We start from the raw sequence: 17,768 nt of genomic DNA, 5'->3' as shown, positions 1-17,768 counted from the left end.
GCTCTAGCGGCAGGGGCGGGGGCTTCTCAATTGCCATTTGGCGCCACGAAGGCTCAGCGGTCTATCCGCGCGGCCGTTCGGAAGGCGAGGGGCGTGCGGCCTTCCCAGCGCCGGAATGCGCGGACGAAATGTGCCGGATGGCCATAGCCCAAAGCGCGCGACACCGACGCGACCGGTGTCGTCGATCCGCCGAGATAGAGCCGCGCCTGTGCATGCCGCCAGATGTCCAACTGCACTTCGTAGGACGTGCCCAGCCGGGCGAGCCGCCGCTGCAGAGTACGGGGCGAGAGGCCGAGGCTGCGGGCCGTATCCACGAGGGAGAGGGTGCCGGTGAGGGCGGTGCTGTCGAACAGGGCCTCAATCATCGCGATGAGGGCGTCGTCGCCCAGGGACACGGGCGCGGGAGGCCGGTCGGTCGCGGTGCCTTCAGGAGAAGGGACAAACAGCAGGTTGGGCTGGTCGAGCCAGCGGGCATCGAACCTGATCTCGATGCCGTCGCCCGTGCCGAAGCTGACGCCGGCATTGAGACGATCCTCGTAAAGCGTTGCCGGCGCCTTGGCACGATGGGCGAAGCGCAGGTGCACCGGACCGGCGTCCGCGCCCGCGATGGCGCGCAGCGCGCGCAGGGTGAAGGCGCCGATGCCCTCGTTCAGCACCTGCGCGTGCTCGGGATCGCTGTCGGCGAGGCGATGGCGCCAGACGGCGACGCCGTCGCGCTCCTCGATCGCAGCCGAGACGCCGCCCTGCAGGTCCGGCATCTGGTGGTGCAGGGCGGAAAAGCAGTCGCGCAGGGTGCGGCCGGCGAAGAGCGCGCGACCCGCAAGGCCCAGCCGCATGGGGTCGGCGGCATCGGCGAGATCAAGCCCGATGGTGGCCTCGCCGCTGCGCCGGGCGAGGTGGAATAGCAGGGTCGAGATCTGGCCGCGGGCTACGACGCGATCGCCGCCGAGCGAAGTTTCATCGCAATCACGGGGCGTCGCATCGGCAAGCCCGGCCCGGCCGAACAGCGGCGCGAGCGGCACGCCCCGGACGTCAGCGACCTTCGGCAGCATGTGGACGAGCGAGAGCCGGATCGGATGGCGGTCCCACATGGGCTGCGGACTCCAAATCGGCGGGCATCAGGGTCCGGTGTGTCGGGCGTTCATCGCTCGCGACCGGTCTCCGGATGATCCGGCGCCCCCCTGCCTTTGAACCCTACCTGCGACGCTGTGGTCAAGTTCCGGTTACGTCACCTGTTGGAGGCGGTTCGGCAGGCTCAGAGCCCGCCGAACCAGGCGCCGAAATAGCCGGCATAGAGCTCCGGTGCCTCCAGGTTCATGGAATGGCCGATGCCGGGCACGGCGACGAAGCGGCAATCAGGCATCAGCGCGGCCATCTCCTTCAGGTCCGCTTCCTTGATCACCACGTCGCGCGTCCCCCAGACCACGAGATGGGGATGGCGGATGGAGGCCATTTTCCCCTTCAGCTCGCCGCTCTTCGCTTCCTTGGTGAGGGTGTCGGGCGTGCCGAACCAGATGCCGTCGGAGACCGCCCAGACCTGATCGACGATCTTGTCGAACAGGCCGGCGCGCGGGCCGGCGTCGGGAATGAAGCGGGCGGGGCCGTTCGCCAGCGTCTCGTCCACGAACAGGCTGGGAGCGGTGGCGGCCATGATCTGGCGGGTGAGGTCGAAGCTCTCCTTCATCTGGCCGAAGAAGGCGGACTGCTCGGGCGGGAAGTCGATGCCCTGCGGGCCGACAGGCGAGAGCGAGAACACGCGGCCGAAGCGGTCTGGCTGCTTCAGAAGCATGCGCGTGGAGATGATGCCGCCCGTGGAGTGGGTGGCGAGGTGGCAGAAGGGAATGCCGAGCGCGTCGAGGGCCGCGATCATGTCGTCGGCATGCTGGGCGATGGAATAGTTGGAGAAGTCGGCAGCGGGCGCCGGCTTGTCGCTGTCGCCGCAGCCGCGCCAGTCCACCGCCACGGTACGCACCCCGCGCGGGAAATGGGGTGCCGCCAGCTCGATCCACTCCTTGCTGGCGAGATTGCCGTGGATGAAGAGGACCGTCGTGTCCCCCGCGCCCCATTCCCGGTAGGCGAGGCGAAGGCCGTTCACGTCGAGCGTCTGCATTGAGGCCTCGTTCTGGCGTGCGGGGGAAGGCTTGCGCACCGATACCGGGGCGCAAGCCCGCTGTTTCGTCCGGCGCCTACTTGTTCAGGCCGGTCGGTGCCGCAGCCTTGGCCGGGGCGGCCTCCGCAGCGGCGGGGGCGCCGTGGATGAGGCGGTCGATGGTGGCTGGCGCGCCGGTCGGGACGCGCCCGGTCTCCACGAAGTCCACCACATCCTCGGCGAAGGCGACCGGCTCGTCCGTGTGGATGAAGTGGGCGGTGCCGGGATAGATCTTCACCTGCACGTCGCGCCCCGCCGTGTTCATGCGGCGCATGAACGGCAGCACGAGCTGGCGGGAGAGATCGGTGAGCCCGTTGAATGCGGTGCCGGGGATGAAGGGCTCCTTGTCGCCGAAGGCGAGGAAAATGGGCGCCTTGATCTCGGTCAGCCGCTTGTAGAGGCTCTTGGGGTCCTTCTCCTGCAGCTCCGCCACCATGGCGTAGATGTCGAAGGTGAACACGTCCACCCACTGCTGCAGCTCGCGCGGATCACCCTTGATCATGCCGATGCGCTGGGCGGTGTGGAGGCGGGCATATTCACTGTCGCGCAGGAAGTAGCCGTTGCGCTGGGGCGTCACCGCCCCGGTGACGGGATCGCGGCTGCGGAAGTGGTAGAAATCGTCGATCTGCTGGGCGGTGAGGTTCTTTTCCCGCTCGCGCAGGCCGGTCTGGTCCCACGCCTTCTTCCATGCGTCGAAATCGTGGGCGAAGGCGGGATCGAACAAATCGAGCTTCTTGCCCGGCGCGATCGTGACCTCGCGGGGATATTCCTCAAGACCGGCCGGGGCTTCGAGGATCAGCTTGGTCACCGCCTCGGGCCAGGAGAGGGCATAGCCGAGCACGATCTGCCCGCCCATGGAATGGCCGAGATAGGCGGCTTTCGGAACCTTCAGCTGGTTCACCACCACCTCGTGCAGCACGTCGCGCATGTCCTGCAGGGTGCGGGCCGGGCTCTTGTCGAGGTTGCCGGGGCCGGACATGCCGTAATGGGGCATGTCCACGGCGATCACGCGCAGCCCGCGCTCCAGCGCGATGCGCATGATGTTGCCGTAGTGGCCGCCGAACGCGCCCTTGCCGTGGACGATGACCAGCACATCCGGATTGGCGGCCGTGCCGGCATATTCGTCCATGTAGCCGATGTCCCACTCGACACCGCGGCTGTCCTTCGCCTTGGTCTTCTTCACCGGGAAGGGATAGGTGACGAAGCTGTTCCAGAACGACTTGTCGGGGGTGATGTCCGCCGCGACCGAGGGCGTGCGGTAGGTCTTCGCCGCCATCTCGCGATTGCGGGTGAGGCGGGAGACGTCGCCGAGGAAGGCGGCCACGGTCGGATCGAACTGGCGGTTCTTCAGGATGGGGAAGACGCCGTAATGGGCTACCGGGCTCTTCTCATGCACGAAGTCGGCGCCGGGCACCTTCTCCACCGTGCGCCTGGCGCGGTCGAAGGTGAGCCACTGGTCGTTCTCGATGTGCATCACGAGGGTGCGCGCCTTGATGCGCTTCAGCTCGGCATTGATGTTGTAGGTCTCGCCGGCGCGGTTGCGCCACAGCAGGTCGACCGCATCGAACAGCAGCGAGCGGGCGGCGATGGAGGCGCCGGCCTGCGGGTTGGGCGGGTTCCAGTAGAAGACATCCCGCTGCACCGTCGACCAGTCCTGCTGCGAGCGGTGCTGGAAGTCGAACCCGGTGAGGTTGAGGATCGACCAGCCGAAGGCGACGCCCTGGTTGGGGTGCTTGTCCTTGGGCAGGTTGTAGTAGTTGCCGCCGGTGGCGCGCCACTGCGGGTCGCTCTCGATGGCGGCCGACATGAGCTGGAAGGTCCAGTTGCCGACCGGGTCCTCGCCGTCCGACTGGCTGGTGCCGCCGATGGGCATCAGGCCGTCCATGAAGTCGGGATGCATCACGCCCCAGACATAGGTCTGGGTGGCGCCCATGGAGACGCCGGTGACGAGGGAGGCGCGGGCCACCTTCAGATGGTCGCGCAGCATCCGGTAATTGGCCTGCACCATGTCCTGGTAGCTGTATTGCGGAAACTTCTGCCCAAGCCCTTCCGAGGGCTTGCTGGTGCCCCACAGGCCCAGGGCGTCCACCAGCACAACGTAATACTGGTCGGTGTCGATGGGCTTGCCCGGCCCGATCACCGAGCCGCCGGAAAGCGCCGTGCCCTCCACCCATTGGGCATACATGTCGGTGGCGTCGCCGGAATAGAAGGAGTTCACCACCACGGCGTTGGTGATCTCGCCCGCGGCGTTGCGCTTCGGCGTGCCCAAAGCGATGTAGGCGGTCTTCACCGGGCCGCCGCCAAGGGATTCCAGCGTGGTGCCGCCTTCCCCGCCGTTCACCCATTTGTCCGGGCTCGACAGGTCATAGCGGCCGCCGATCCTGAAGTTGGCGACCTCGTAGAATTTCTTGAGCTGGCAAAGCCGCTGCTGCGAGCACGTGCCGGTGAGGGGCGGCTGCGGCGCCTGAACCGCCGGGGCCGGTGCGGCCGGCGTCTGGGCATAGGCGGCAGGGGTGGTCGCGGACAGGGCCGTCGCGGCGAGCGCGAGGCCCAAGGCTATGGCATACCTCATGTTTCCTCCTGCGGCCGGTCTTTGTCATCGCCGCCGTCCGGAGGAGAGAACAGCATGCCGGCGCGCCCAAGGGAAGCATGGCCGTTGGGAGGGTCCGCGCAACCTGTGGGCGGCGCGAACCCCTTAGCCGCCGTAGCGCCGCGCCGCCTCGATGGCGAGGCCGGTGCCCACCGAACCGAAGGTGTCGCCCTCGATCACCCGGGCCTGGGGGACGCAGGCGCAGATGGCCGCGCGCACATGGGCCAGCCGGGTCGAGCCGCCGGTGAGAAACAGGGCGTCGATGGCCTCCGCCTTGAGCCCCGCCGCCGTAAGGCACGACGCGATGCGCCCGGCGATGCGCTCGGCGAGGAGGCCGGTATGGGCGATGAGATCGTCATGGGAAATGCCGACCGAAAGCCCGGCCTCAAGCACCGCGAGATCGAGCACCGTGGCGCCGTCCTCCGCGACGCGAATCTTCGCCGCCTCCACGTCGAGGGCGAGGCCGTGGCCGCGCTCCTCCTCCACCGCGCGGGCAAGGCGGGAGACCAGCTCCGGCCGCGCCGCGGCGCGCTCCAGCTCGCGGATCGAGCGCGCGGTGCGCCCGTCATAGAGACGGTTGATGGCCGACCAGGTGGCGAGGTCGTGATAGAGCGCCGCGGGCATGGCGAGGCCCTTGCGCTTCAGCGGACTGCCATGGCCGAGCAGCGGCATCACCACGGCGAGCGACAGGTGCCGGTCGAAATCCGTGCCGCCGATGCGCACGCCCTCATTGGCGAGGATGTCGGAGGCGCGGTCGGCGCGGTTCTGGTGGCCGCGATCAATGCGCACGATGGAGAAGTCCGAGGTGCCGCCGCCAATATCGGCGATCAGCGCCAGTTCCTCGCCAGCCACCTGCCGCTCGTAGTCGAGGCTGGCGGCAATGGGCTCGAACTGGAACGAGAGGGCGGTGAAACCGATGTCGCGGGCGATCGAGCCCAGGGTCTCCTCGGCGCGCTTGTCGCCGTCCGCATCGCCATCCACGAAATGTACCGGCCGGCCGAGGACGACTGCGCTCAGCGCTCCCTCCGTCTCGGCCTCGCCGCGAGCCTTCACCTCGGCGAGGAATTCACCGATGACGCCCTTGAAGCCGAGCCGGCGGCGGCCGACCGGCGTCGTCTCCTCGATGAGGGAGGTGCCGAGCACCGATTTCAAGGCCCGCATCAGGCGGCCCTGCTCGCCGCCCACATAGGCGGCCATGGCGGCGCGGCCCACCAGTGGCGTGCCGGTCCAGGGGAAGAAGATGGCGCTCGGCAGCGTATCCGCGGTGCCTTCCAGCCGTGCGAGGCGCGGGCCGTTGGGTCCGTTCAGGCCGAGGGTTGTGTTGGAGGTGCCGAAATCGAGGCCGCAGGCGGTCATCGGGGCCTCCTTGCCGTATGCGGGTGCGGAAGGCCGGGCTAGCTAGACCAAGTCTCGCTGCAGCGCAAGAGAAAGCGGCGGCAGACCCGGGTGGATGCCGTCACCCGGGGCGGTGTTCGTCCTCAGAAATGGTAGCCGATGCTCATGAACGGCCCATGCATGGTGGTGTTGTAGCGGAAGTCGCGGGTGGGCGAGGTGATGGATTCGTAATCGGTGTAGAGGGCCCGATAGCCGAGCGCCGTCGACCAGGATTCATTCCAGTTGTAGCCCACCGCCACGAGGCCCTGCGCCGAGAGCTTGGAGCTCGCCGGCAATCCGAAACCGCCGACGTCCGCCAGAGCGTTCAGGAACCACTGCTTGTTGAGCTTCCATTGCAGCGCCAGGCCGAACGTCGGGTCGAGCCAGTCCTTGGTGTCGGACTCGGAAATGGCGAAGGGCACGAAGATGGAGCTGAGGGACGTGTTGGCCGACAGGCGCTGATAGCGGAAGCCGGCCGTTGCGGAGAGGTCGAAATCGGCATCGCCCACCGGCAGCCGGTAGCCGGCGGCGCCGGACAGGATGAACAGGCGCTGGGAGAAATCGAGGAGGGGCTGGCCAGCGGTCGACAGGTTCTTGCTGGTGCCGAGCTGCGACCAGAACACATCGGCGAACAGGGTCCAGTTGTCCTTCTTGGCGATGAAGTTGCCCATCACCGCGCCCTGGAAGTTCTGCATCACGTCGCCGAAGGTGATGTCCACCGGAATGGCCGGTAGGCGACGGATGCCGATGTCGCCGTCGATGCCGGTCGCCCACAGGTACAGGGTGGCCTGATACTGCCAGCCGGATGCCGCCTGGGGCTGCGAAGCGGGTGCCACGCCGAGGTCCGCCGCGTGGACAGGATGTGCGGGTGCCATCGCCAGCATCGCGCCCCCGACCAGCATGGCGAGGGGGGCGCGCAATCCTGTTCGCGCCCCCCGGCGCGTGGGAGCCATGCCCTCTGCGCCAGCCGAGCGGTGTGCGGCCGTTGTTTCGAACTGATGCCCCCGGACCATAATTCCCCCGTCTTGAGCGGCGCCGTCTCGGGGCGCCCCGCCGGGGCTTGTCACGCCCCGGCCGCGCCATCCTAGCGCAGCCGCGGAAGTGGAAATGCCCCGCCCACGCTATTCCCGGCCGGGTGTGGCCTCGCCGCCACGGCGGCGTCGGCTTGCGCAAGGGCAGTTCTGCAGAAATGCGGTTTTTCGCGTGCGTCGTTGCAATCATTGACGTTTCGTCATGGGGCCTGCGTTCGCGCGGGTGTGAAGCCAACTCCACACGCTGCGCGGGTTTTGATCTTGCGCGCCACGGCGAAAGCGTGTGAACAGGCCTCGTTACTGTCCGGCTTGAACGGCGGTGGCCGCCGTCAGGCTCGCTGGTAGCAAGGTCGGTCGAGACTGTGATCGGAGACGAGGGCGCCCGTGACCACGACACTGCCTCTGGTGCGCGCCGCGGCCATCGCGCCGCTCATGGTCTGGCTGCGCGACAGCGGCTATCCGCTCGACCAGATGCTGCTCGACGCCGGATTGCCGGCCGGGCTCATCGAGGATCGCGACCGTCCGATCCCGCTGATGGCCGGCATCCACCTGCTGATGGAGGTCGTAGCGCGGGAGGGGCAGGACGTGCCCTGCCGCATGGTCGCCCATGCCGGGATCGAGGAGCTGGGTCTCCTCGGCCAGATCGTCATGTCCTCCCGAACGCCGCGGGAAGCCTTCACCAAGGTCGAGCGCGCCTATCTGCATCACGGCTCTCACGAGCTGTTCACCCTGACGCCCGGTTCCGGCAACGGCGCGGTCCGCCACGCGTTTCGCGTGCCCGTGGACTGCGAGCGCCTGTCTTTCGTCCAACAGTATGTGGCCGCGCTGATCCGCACCGTGGTCCTGCGCACGGGCCATGAGGGCCAGCTGATCGAGCGGGTCGAACTGACGCCTCACCCGCGCAACGGGGTGGAAGGCATGAGCGCCGAGTTCGGTTGCGAGGTGGTGCCGTCGGCGAACCGTACCGTGACCATGGTGTTCTCCGACGCGGTGCTCGACCGGCCCTATGTGAACGGACGCCAGGTTGCCGACGTCGTCATCCCCGCGGGTTCCGCCGTGATCCGCGGCGACGGCACGCTGGCCGGCTCGATCACCACCATCCTGCCGGGCCTGATGGAGGCCGGCGCGGAGCCGGGCCTCGCCAACATCGCCGAGCTTGCGTTCATGAGCCGGCGCACCCTGCAGCGCCGGCTGGCGGCCGAGGGGACGAGCCTTTCGGATCTGATCGATAAGATGCGGGCCGAACAGGCCATCGCGCGCCTCACCGCCAGCGGCAATGCCATCCGGACCGTGGCGGCGGAGGTGGGCTATGGCTCTAATGCCAGCTTCAGCCGCGCCATCCGCCGCTGGACGAAAACCTCGCCCAGCCGCCTGAGGCGCAATGCGCTCTCTGGCCAGGCGGGCGCCGAGGAGGTAGCTGAGTAGTGCATCGTCGCGTTCTCGGAGGCGCTTCGTTTGGTCTCGCCGGCTGGACAGTCTCCGCAACCCGCCGCCCGGCGCAATGATGGACAGCGATGTTTGTTTCCTTGCCTTTCGTCCTGCTGGCGGTCGCCCTCGTCTCGGGCTTCGTTGGAAGTGGCGCCAAGTGGTCCATCGCGCGACGGCTGAAGGATGTTGCCCCCGCCGAGTGGACCCGCCTTGGCTCCCCCGATACCCGGAGGTTCCGAATTCACCGGAGCCTTTCCTACGAGGTCGCGCAGAAGGTCGCGGGCTTTCGTCTTGGATGGCGGGCGTTCAGGCCAGGCTCATTCGGAATTCGTGATACGACCCTCGTGAGGCAGGTCTGGATTTTCCGGATGTCGATCATCGTTATGGTTCCGTCTCAGCTGTTGTTGTTTCTGCTCCTAACGTCCGACTGATCGGGCGGTTGGGGGTGTATCAGGCCGGCCTGAGCATCTTGGACCTGGAACCGTCGTTCCGGCTGGAAGAAATCTCGGCCTCTCCGTGGAACGAACACTGGCCGTGGTCGGCCAGCGTCTCGATCACGCGGCATTCCGCCACCCGGCCGTGGGCGCAGGCCTGGACCATGTGCTCCAGCTCTGCCTCCAGCGCCTTGAGCGAGGAAATCCGCCGGCGCACCTCGTCGAGACGTGCGCCGGCGATGGCGTCGGCCTCGGCGCAGGACTGGTCGGGGCGATCCTGCAAGGTCAGCAATGTTCGTATGGCGTCGAGGCCGAAGCCCAGCTCGCGGGCATGGCGGATGAAGGCGAGGCGCTTCACCTGCGCGTCGTCATAGAGCCGGCGGTTGCCCTCGCTGCGCGGCAGATGCGGCAGCAGGCCGGTCTCCTCGTAGAAGCGGATGGTGGGCACCTTCACGCCGCTGATGCGGGCGGCATCGCCGATGGTGAGGTGCGCCTGCACCGGGGCCATGGGGCTTGCTCCTCTAGTTACTAGAGCATCTAGGCTGCCACCATGACCAAAGGAAAGGCGGCATCATGACAGCCGGGCAGGTTCAGACCCGCTATCGCGTCTCGGGCATGGATTGCGCGTCCTGCGCAGCGAAGATCGAGGCCGTCGCAAGCCGTCTGGACGGGGTGGCGGCGGCGAGCGTGTCCGTGGCGGCGGCGACCTTGGTCGTGCGGCACGTTTCTGATGCCGATCTCTCTGCCTTGCCGGCGCGGCTGAAGCCCATGGGCTATGGCCTCGCGCTTGCGAACGCCGAGCCCGCCCGCGTGCCGGCTCCGGTTTCGGCGCATGACGCCTGCTGCGGGCATGATCACGCTTCCGACCTCGGGAGCCACGACAGTGGCGGCCACGATCACGCGGACCATTCCCACGCGGATCACGACCACGCCGGACACGATCATTCCGGCCATCCAGATCGAACGGCGACTGCCGCAGGCCACGATCACGCCCGGGGTGCGGAGATGGGCGCGGGCGGCTTATGGTCCAACGGCAAGCTGCGGCTGACCCTTGCCAGCGGTGGCGCCTTCGCAGCGGCCTTCCTGGCGGGCCTCGTCCTGCCGCAGATTCAGACGCCCCTGTTCATCGCCGCGATGCTGGTCGGCCTTGTGCCCATCGCCCGCCGCGCGTTCGCCGCGGCGGCCGTCGGCATGCCCTTCACCATCGAAACGCTGATGACCATTGCGGCCGTGGGCGCCGTCATCATCGGCGCGGCGGAGGAGGCTGCAGCCGTCGTGTTCCTCTTCCTTGTCGGCGAGCTGCTGGAAGGCTTCGCCGCAGGCCGGGCGCGCGACGGGATCAAGGCACTTGCCGCGCTGGTGCCGAAGACGGCGCTGGTGGCGCGGAGCTGCGATTTCGTGGAAGTGCCGGCGGCGCAGCTTGCCGTGGGCGACACCATGCTCGTGCGCCCGGGAGACCGCATCGCGGCCGATGGCGAGATCGTCGCGGGAGAGGGCGGAATCGACGAGAGCATGGTCACCGGCGAGAGCGCGCCCGTGACCAAGGGCGTGGGCACAAATGTCTTCGCCGGCACCGTCAATGGGGATGCAGCGCTCACCGTGCGCGTCACGGCGACTGCCGAGGACAACACCATCGCCCGCGTGGTGAAGCTGGTGGAAGAGGCGCAGGAGGCCCGTGCGCCCACGGAGCGGCTCATTGACCGTTTCTCGCGGGTCTATACCCCCGCTGTCGTGGTCATCGGTGGGCTGGTGGCGACCGTCCCGCCGCTGCTGCTGGGCGGGGATTGGGGCGAGTGGGTCTATAAGGGCCTCGCCATCCTGCTCATCGGCTGCCCGTGCGCGCTGGTCATCTCCACGCCCGCCGCCATCGCATCGGGCCTCTCCGCCGGCGCGCGACGCGGGCTGCTCCTGAAGGGCGGCGCGGTGCTGGAGACGGCAGGCAAGGTCACCGTGGTCTGTCTCGACAAGACCGGCACCCTGACCGAGGGGCGGCCGAAGGTGACGGACGTGATCTGCCTCGTATTGCCCGAGCCTGAGGTGCTGCGCCTTGCGGCCGCTCTGGAGGGTGGATCGAGCCATCCTCTGGCGAAGGCCATCCTGGAGCGTGCGGCCGCCGAAGGTCTGGCTATTCCCGCTGCGAGCGATGGTCGTGCGCTGGGCGGCAAGGGCGTGGCGGGCCTCGTTGAGGGGCGCGATGTGTTCCTCGGCTCCGTCGCGGCGGGCGCGGCACGGGTGGCGCTGGATCGCGACTTGGAGGCCCGCCTCGCGGCGTTGAACGACGAGGGTAAGACCGTGTCCCTTCTCATCGTGGACGACGCGCTGGCGGGCGCCATCGCCATGCGCGACGAGCCGCGCGCTGATGCGGCGGCAGGACTTGCGGCGCTCAAGGCGCGCGGGCTGCGCACGATGATGTTGACGGGCGACAATGCCCGCACCGCCGCCGCCATCGGCCGCGCGCTCGGCATCGAGGTGCGCGCCGGGCTTCTGCCGGAGGACAAGCAGCGCATCGTCTCCGAGCTGAAGCGGCAGGGTGAGATCGTCGCCAAGGTGGGTGACGGCATCAATGATGCGCCGGCACTGGCTGCCGCCGATATCGGCATCGCCATGGGTGGCGGCACCGACGTGGCGCTGGAGACGGCGGATGCCGCCGTGCTGCATGGCCGCGTCCGGGACATTGCCGGCATGATCGACCTGTCCCGGCGGACCATGCGCAACATCCGCCAGAACATCGGCATCTCGCTGGGGTTGAAGGCCGTGTTCCTGGTCACCACCGTCGCCGGCATCACCGGCTTGTGGCCGGCCATCCTCGCCGACACCGGCGCGACCGTGCTGGTGACCGCCAATGCGCTGCGGCTTCTGCAACGGACGGAGGGGTGATGCCCCGCGTCACGTCGGGATGCTGAGGCTCCACATCGCGTCGAACATGGACGCCTGGAAGGCTGCGAACTCGGCACTGTCGATGATCATGCCGTAGCTTTCACGGGCGGAGGAGATGAGCGCGACCTTGTTGCCGTAGATGAAGCAGGTCATCGCCAACTGGTGGGCCGGCGGCGCATAACGCAGTTCGCGCCGTTGCTCCTGGCTCGACGGCCAGATGGGGGCGATGTCGCGCTCCGCCGAGCGGATGACGTGCAGCCAGATGCCCCGCCGCGCGCGCTCGGTGAGATAGCGCTCCATTTCGTCGAGGCCCGGCTCGGCCATCAGCTCTTTCATGGAAAGCGTCGCCCGCAGCACCGTGTCGCCGCCGGAAAGGGTGTCCCACAGCGTGGTGCGGATGCCCTCCGGGCCGGGATGGAAGCGCACGTTCGGCTTGCCGGTCTCGTGGTGGTACATGGACCGCAGCACCGGCATCACGTCTTCCAGCATCTGCCGGCGCGCCTCGATGCGCTCCAGCAGCACGCCGGGATCCTGGGCGACCACGAAGCGGCGCTTGCCGTGGTCCACGAACCGGATCAGCCCCTCTTCCTCCAGCTTGGCCAGCGCATCGTGCGCCGTGGTCCGCGCGAGCCCGGCCTTCGCCGCCACCTCCGTGATGGACGCGCCCCCGAGGCCCACCGCCGTCAGATAGAGCTTGTAGAGAGTCCCGGTGATGCCGATCCGGGCCAGCTTCTCTTCGATGTCCGCCGTCACTGTCACTTTCCCCCGATGGATGCAGCATGTCCGATCTCGTCGGCGACGTCCATCGTCGGTTTTAGCCGATAAAAATACCGACGTAGCGCCCAAAGAATGAGCGCGCTGATGCTCGTTTGATCGCATTTGTCGGCGCTATTGCCCTATCAATCATCAATTTCCCGACTTCCAGGAATTGACGGAAATCACCGACATATCTTAGCCTTTGAACATGGCTGATCGCACTGACGTGCCGCCGGCTGGCGGAGTGAGGGAGGATGTCTCGATGGGAGCGAACGCTGAAGCGGGCGCGATGACGGCAGTTCCCGACAGTTCGGCCCCGGCGGCCCGGAAAATGCCCTGGAGCCGGCTGCTCGCCGACAAGTCGGTCCGTGCCGGCCTCGGGCTCGCCGCCTTCTTCGCCTTCTGGCAGGCGGTGACGGGGCTCGGCCTCGTGGACGGCTTCCTCCTGCCGTCGCCCTTCGCCGTGGCGCAGGCGCTGTGGGAAATGGCCCTTGATGGTTCATTGTGGATCCATCTTGCCGCCAGCCTGCAGCGCGTCGCCGTCGGCTTCCTTCTCGCCTGCGTGGTCGGGCTGGCGCTGGGTCTCGTCTGCGGCTGGTGGCGCTCGGTATCGGATTTCGTGCGGCCGGTCGTGGAGGCGCTGCGGCCGATCCCGCCGCTGGCGTGGATCCCAATCACCATCCTCTGGTTCGGGCTCGGGGATGCGGCGTCCTACTTCCTCGTCTTCCTCGGCGCCGTCTTCCCGGCCTTCGTCGCCACCTACACCGCGGTGCGTGGGCTTGATCGCAACCAGATGAACGCGGCCCTGTGCCTCGGCGCCAAGCCCTGGCAGCTGTTCTGGGACGTGCTGATCCCCGCCTCGCTGCCGATTATCCTGCCGGGCCTGCGCATTGCTCTCGGCGTCGGCTGGATGTGCGTCGTGACGGCGGAGCTGATCGCCGCGCAGACCGGCCTCGGCTACCTGATCCAGCAGTCCCGCATGCTGTTCCAGATCAATAACGTGGTGGCCGGCATGGTCACCATTGGCCTCGTCGGCTTCGCCATGTCCGCCATCCTCGAGCGCATCGAGCGGCGGGTGAATGCCTGGGCCCCCTCCGAACGCAACTGAGGAAAGCGAAAGGAACAGCCATGCTTGCCAACGCCTCCCTCATGTCTCCCGCCGCGCCGGGCCTTGCGCCCCAGTTTTCTCCCGAGGACGTGCAGATCGACATCCGCAATGTCGGCAAGGTCTATGGGTCCAAGGTCGAGGCGCCGGTCATCGCGCTTGATGGCGTGACGCTGCGCATCCGCCGCGGCGAGTTCATCTCGCTGCTGGGGCCGTCGGGCTGCGGCAAGTCCACCTTGCTCGGCATCATCGCCGGCTTCCAGTCCGCCACCAGCGGGCAACTGCTCCAGGATGGCCGGCCGATCACCAAGCCCGATCCCTCGCGCACGGTGGTGTTCCAGGACTATGCCCTGTTCGGCTGGATGACGGTGCAGCAGAACGTGGAATTCGGCCTGAAGGCCAAGGGCATGCCCAAGGCCGAGCGGGCCGAGATCGCCCGCGCCCTCATCGCGACGGTCCGCCTGAACGGGTTCGAGGACAAGTTCCCGCACCAGATGTCCGGCGGCATGAAGCAGCGCGCCGCCATCGCCCGCGCACTCGCGCCCGACCCCGACATCCTGCTGATGGACGAGCCGTTCGGCGCCCTCGATGCGCAGACCCGCGTGCTGCTGCAGGAGGAGATCGCCCGCATCTCCTCGGAGGCCGGCAAGACGGTGATCTTCGTCACCCACGGCATCGACGAGGCGGTGTTCCTCGCCGACCGCGTGGTGGTCATGAGCCCGCGTCCGGGACGGGTGCGCGAGGAGGTTCTCGTTCCGCTGCCGCGGCCCCGCACGGCCGAGATGCGGTCCGATCCATGGTTCGTCTCCACGGTCAACGACCTGTGGGAAACGCTCAAGCCGGAATGGCAGAAAGGGGAATAATCGTGACCTCAGGACTTTCGCGCCGCCGCTTCGGCCAGCTGGCCGCCGGCTTTGCCGCCTCCCTCCCGTTGGCCGCCCCCTCGATCCTGCGCGCGCAGGAGGGGGACGTGGTCCGCATGTGCTGGTTCAACACGACCACCGTGTCGGCCCAGATCGCCCATGTGCTGATGCGCACGGACATCCCCGCCCGCAACGGGCTCAAGATGGAGATGATCCAGCTCGCCGCCTCGCCGGCCATCACCGAGGCGCTGGTTTCCGGCGCGGGTGATGTCGGCACGCTCTCCGATTTCGCCGCCGTGACCACCATGGCCATCGGCGCGCCGGTGACGACGGTTTCCTCGCAGGCCCGCTTCCGCTCGGCGGTACTGGCCACGAAGAAGTCCGGCATCACCAAGATGTCGGACCTGAAAGGCAAGCAGGTCTACGGCACCTTCGGCATCACCGCCTTCCAGAACGCGCAGGATGCCGTGCTGAAGGCCGGCCTCGTGCCCGGCAAGGACATGACCTTCGTGAACGTCGGCCCGGCGGAGCTCGCCGATGCCGTGGGCGCGCAGCGCATCGATGCCTTCTTCACCTACGATCCGTTCGTGAGCTTCTTCGAGAGCACGGGCAATGCGGTCGTCGTCTCGGAGAATCTGAGCCCGGTCATCGTGCTCGCCGCCAACAACCGCTTCCTGCAGAAGCCGGATGTGCTGCGCCGTCTGCTGCTCGCCAATGCGCAGGCCCTGTTCTTCGCTGCGCAGAACAATGACCTTGCCAACAGCTGGTTCCGCTCGCTGGAGCCGGCCAAGAACATTCCCGAGCCCGTGCTCCAGAAGGCGTCGAGCTACGATCCGGCGTGGAGCGCGAAGACCTTCACCGACATCAAGGTGGCACTGTCCCCCGCCCAGATCGCGCAGATGGAGACCCTCGCCAAATGGGGCGTGGAAGCCAAGCTCCTGCCGCGTCTCCCGGATGTGCCGAAGTTCGTCAACACGGCCATCGCCGGCGAGGTGGACAAGGAGATCGCCACCGGCAGCTTCGATGTGAAGAGCGTGAAGATCCTTCGCGCCTGAGGCTACCGTCCGTCACCATGGAGACGATGGTCCCGCCCCGCGCGAGGGCCATCGTCCGCCGGCTGGCCGGAGCGCCTGACGCCGGCCGCAGGGACATCATGACCAATACCCAGACACAGGCCGCGGCGCCCCCGGATGGCCCCGCCGCGCGCCATTTCGACTTCAGCTTCCTCTCCGCCGAGATGCGCTACCGGCTGCTGGCGTCCACCGTCCTGCCGAGACCCATCGCATGGGTCGTGACCATGAGCGCCGATGGCGTCGTGAACGCCGCGCCCTATTCCTTCTTCAACGTCTTCGGCGCGGACCGGCCGGTGGTGGCCCTCGGCATCCTTGCGCGGCCGGAGCCGGAGAAGGACACGGCCGCCAACATCCGCGCGACCGGGGAATTCGTCGTCAACCTCGTTCCCCATGCCCTCGTGGAGGCCATGAACGCGACCTGCGTGGATGCGCCGCCCGAGGTGGATGAGATCGCGCTGGCGGGCCTTTCCGCCGCCCCCAGCATCGGTGTGCGTCCACCGCGCATCGCCGAATCCCCTGTTGCCCTCGAATGCCGGATGACCCATCTGCTGGAGACCGGCCCGGGCCAGCTTCTGGTCGTCGGCGAGGTCTTGCACGCCCATTATGCCGCCCATGTGCTGACCGGCGATCCCGCCCGCCCGCGCGTGGACGGCCTCGCCCTTGATCTCGTCGCCCGGATGCACGGCCCGACCGCCTACACGCGCACGCGCGACCTCTTCGACCTCGATCGCCCGCTGTGGAACGGCGCAGCACACAACAAGGAATGAGCGAAATGCCCAGGATCAAGGTGGCCGCTGTCCAGGCCGCAACCATCCCCTTCGACGGCCCGGCCGCCACCCAGCGCATCGTCGCCCTCATCGCCGAGGCTGCCGCCACGGGGGCTAAGATCGCGGTATTCCCGGAGGCCTTTATCGGCGGCTATCCCAAGGGGCTGGATTTCGGCTGCAGCGTTGGCCGGCGGACGACCGAGGGGCGGGCGGATTTCGTCCGCTACGTGCGCGGCGCCATTACGGTGCCCGGGCCGGAAGTGGACCAGCTGGCCGCGGCTTGTGCGGAGCATGACATCCATGTCGTGGTCGGCATCATCGAGCGGGACGGCGGAACGCTCCATTGCACCGTGCTCTATCTCGGCCCCGATGGTCTTCTCGGCAAGCATCGCAAGGTGATGCCCACCGGCTCCGAGCGCCTGGTGTGGGGCTTTGGCGACGGCTCCACCCTGACCGTGGTCGACACGCCCTATGGCAAGCTTGGCGGCGCCATCTGCTGGGAGCATTACATGCCGCTGCTGCGCGCGGCTTATTACGGCAAGGGCGTCGAGATCTGGGCCGCGCCCACCGCCGACGACCGGGAGACCTGGATCTCCACCATGCGGCATGTGGCCATGGAAGGCCGCTGCTTCGTGATCAGCGCCTGCCAGGTGATGCGTCGCTCCGATTTTCCGGAGGACTACGCCAGCCGCATCGAGGCTGCCCCCGACGCCTGGATGATGCACGGCCGCTCGGTGATCGTCGGTCCCCTCGGCGAAGTCCTGGCCGGACCTGTGCTGGACGAGGAGACCATCCTCACCGCCGAGATCGACCTCGACGACATCATCGGCGCCAAGCTGGATTTCGATCCCATCGGCCACTATGCGCGGCCCGATCTGTTCAGCCTCAATGTCGACGAAGCGCCGCAGCTCCCCGTCATCGCCCGCGGCGAAGGCTAGGGCGCGCAGGTCAGCAAATTGCGTTCCACGGAGCGAGGCTTTGAAGTGCATCCCCATCGGCAGAAGCTGGCGGGGATGCACTGGCGTGGCCGTGATACAGGGATGCCATGGCGCCCGCTTGCGGTCGTCTGAGCAGTCGATGATGTGGGAATTTAATTGGTGGGGCCGAAGTCCGCCGAACTATCCTCCATCGGCGTTCGGCGACGTGGGGAAAATGCATGGAAACATAGATCTATAAAAGACCGCTTGTCCCCAACCATCCTGGAGCGTCCGCGCGGAAACGCGCGAAAGAGGCGGGGTTTATAGTGGGGTTGGATTGTTTAGATTCCCATTGGGGTTAGCCCCCGATCGGAGGGGTTTTCGAGCGCCAGCGGATACCAGGG

14 protein-coding genes are annotated in these 17,768 nt (G+C 67.7%); 7 read left to right on the top strand and 7 right to left on the bottom strand.

Annotated elements, in window-relative coordinates:
- Positions 1-53: 53 nt before the first annotated feature.
- The 5 genes from D7006_RS22995 to D7006_RS22975 form a co-directional block, all read right to left on the bottom strand.
- Positions 54-1,091 (bottom strand): AraC family transcriptional regulator, encoded by a 1,038-nt coding sequence (locus D7006_RS22995; protein WP_237354696.1) that lies wholly within the window; start codon positions 1,089-1,091, stop codon positions 54-56.
- 164 nt (positions 1,092-1,255) lie between these two features.
- A complete protein-coding gene (locus D7006_RS22990) occupies positions 1,256-2,110 on the bottom strand; it encodes an alpha/beta fold hydrolase (RefSeq protein WP_237354695.1) in 855 nt (284 codons plus the stop codon).
- A 76-nt stretch (positions 2,111-2,186) separates the two neighbouring features.
- Complete coding sequence (locus tag D7006_RS22985; RefSeq protein WP_237354694.1) at positions 2,187-4,721, bottom strand: alpha/beta hydrolase; 2,535 nt, start codon at positions 4,719-4,721, stop codon at positions 2,187-2,189.
- 123 nt (positions 4,722-4,844) lie between these two features.
- Complete coding sequence (locus D7006_RS22980; RefSeq protein ID WP_237354693.1) at positions 4,845-6,095, bottom strand: Hsp70 family protein; 1,251 nt, start codon at positions 6,093-6,095, stop codon at positions 4,845-4,847.
- 122 nt (positions 6,096-6,217) lie between these two features.
- Entirely contained in the window at positions 6,218-6,949 is a 732-nt protein-coding gene (locus D7006_RS22975; RefSeq protein ID WP_237354692.1) for a hypothetical protein, read from the bottom strand.
- Positions 6,950-7,528: 579 nt separating this feature from the next.
- Here D7006_RS22975 and D7006_RS22970 point away from each other — a divergent pair.
- On the top strand, positions 7,529-8,569 hold the full coding sequence (locus D7006_RS22970) for an AraC family transcriptional regulator (RefSeq protein ID WP_237354691.1): 1,041 nt from the start codon (positions 7,529-7,531) through the stop codon (positions 8,567-8,569).
- Positions 8,570-9,022: 453 nt separating this feature from the next.
- Here D7006_RS22970 and D7006_RS22965 read toward each other — a convergent pair whose 3' ends face one another.
- On the bottom strand, positions 9,023-9,514 hold the full coding sequence (locus D7006_RS22965) for a helix-turn-helix domain-containing protein (RefSeq protein WP_237354690.1): 492 nt from the start codon (positions 9,512-9,514) through the stop codon (positions 9,023-9,025).
- Positions 9,515-9,579: 65 nt separating this feature from the next.
- Between D7006_RS22965 and D7006_RS22960 the strand changes: the two genes are divergently transcribed.
- Positions 9,580-11,883 carry a heavy metal translocating P-type ATPase gene (locus D7006_RS22960; RefSeq protein WP_237354689.1) on the top strand — a complete coding sequence of 768 codons (2,304 nt, stop codon included), beginning with the start codon at positions 9,580-9,582 and terminating at the stop codon, positions 11,881-11,883.
- A gap of 9 nt (positions 11,884-11,892) precedes the next feature.
- On the opposite strand, the gene D7006_RS22955 is transcribed toward D7006_RS22960, so the two are convergent.
- Positions 11,893-12,636, bottom strand: coding sequence for a TrmB family transcriptional regulator (locus D7006_RS22955; RefSeq protein WP_229645477.1), 744 nt, complete (start codon positions 12,634-12,636; stop codon positions 11,893-11,895).
- Between the two features lie 292 nt (positions 12,637-12,928).
- Between D7006_RS22955 and D7006_RS22950 the strand changes: the two genes are divergently transcribed.
- From D7006_RS22950 to D7006_RS22930, 5 genes are all read left to right on the top strand, one after another.
- Positions 12,929-13,747, top strand: a complete 819-nt coding sequence (locus D7006_RS22950) for an ABC transporter permease (protein WP_237354688.1) — start codon at positions 12,929-12,931, stop codon at positions 13,745-13,747.
- Between the two features lie 20 nt (positions 13,748-13,767).
- Positions 13,768-14,607, top strand: a complete 840-nt coding sequence (locus D7006_RS22945; protein ID WP_169122004.1) for an ABC transporter ATP-binding protein — start codon at positions 13,768-13,770, stop codon at positions 14,605-14,607.
- A 2-nt stretch (positions 14,608-14,609) separates the two neighbouring features.
- Positions 14,610-15,662, top strand: coding sequence for an ABC transporter substrate-binding protein (locus D7006_RS22940; protein WP_229645479.1), 1,053 nt, complete (start codon positions 14,610-14,612; stop codon positions 15,660-15,662).
- Positions 15,663-15,760: 98 nt separating this feature from the next.
- Complete coding sequence (locus D7006_RS22935) at positions 15,761-16,447, top strand: flavin reductase family protein (RefSeq protein ID WP_237354687.1); 687 nt, start codon at positions 15,761-15,763, stop codon at positions 16,445-16,447.
- 5 nt (positions 16,448-16,452) lie between these two features.
- Complete coding sequence (locus D7006_RS22930) at positions 16,453-17,385, top strand: carbon-nitrogen hydrolase family protein (protein WP_237354686.1); 933 nt, start codon at positions 16,453-16,455, stop codon at positions 17,383-17,385.
- The last annotated feature ends 383 nt before the right edge of the window (positions 17,386-17,768 follow it).

The organism is Xanthobacter sp. YC-JY1 (assembly GCF_021730305.1).
In the GTDB taxonomy this organism is placed as follows: domain Bacteria; phylum Pseudomonadota; class Alphaproteobacteria; order Rhizobiales; family Xanthobacteraceae; genus Xanthobacter; species Xanthobacter flavus.
Note: the sequence above shows the minus strand (reverse complement) of the source record. Positions and strands in the feature narration are given on the sequence as shown.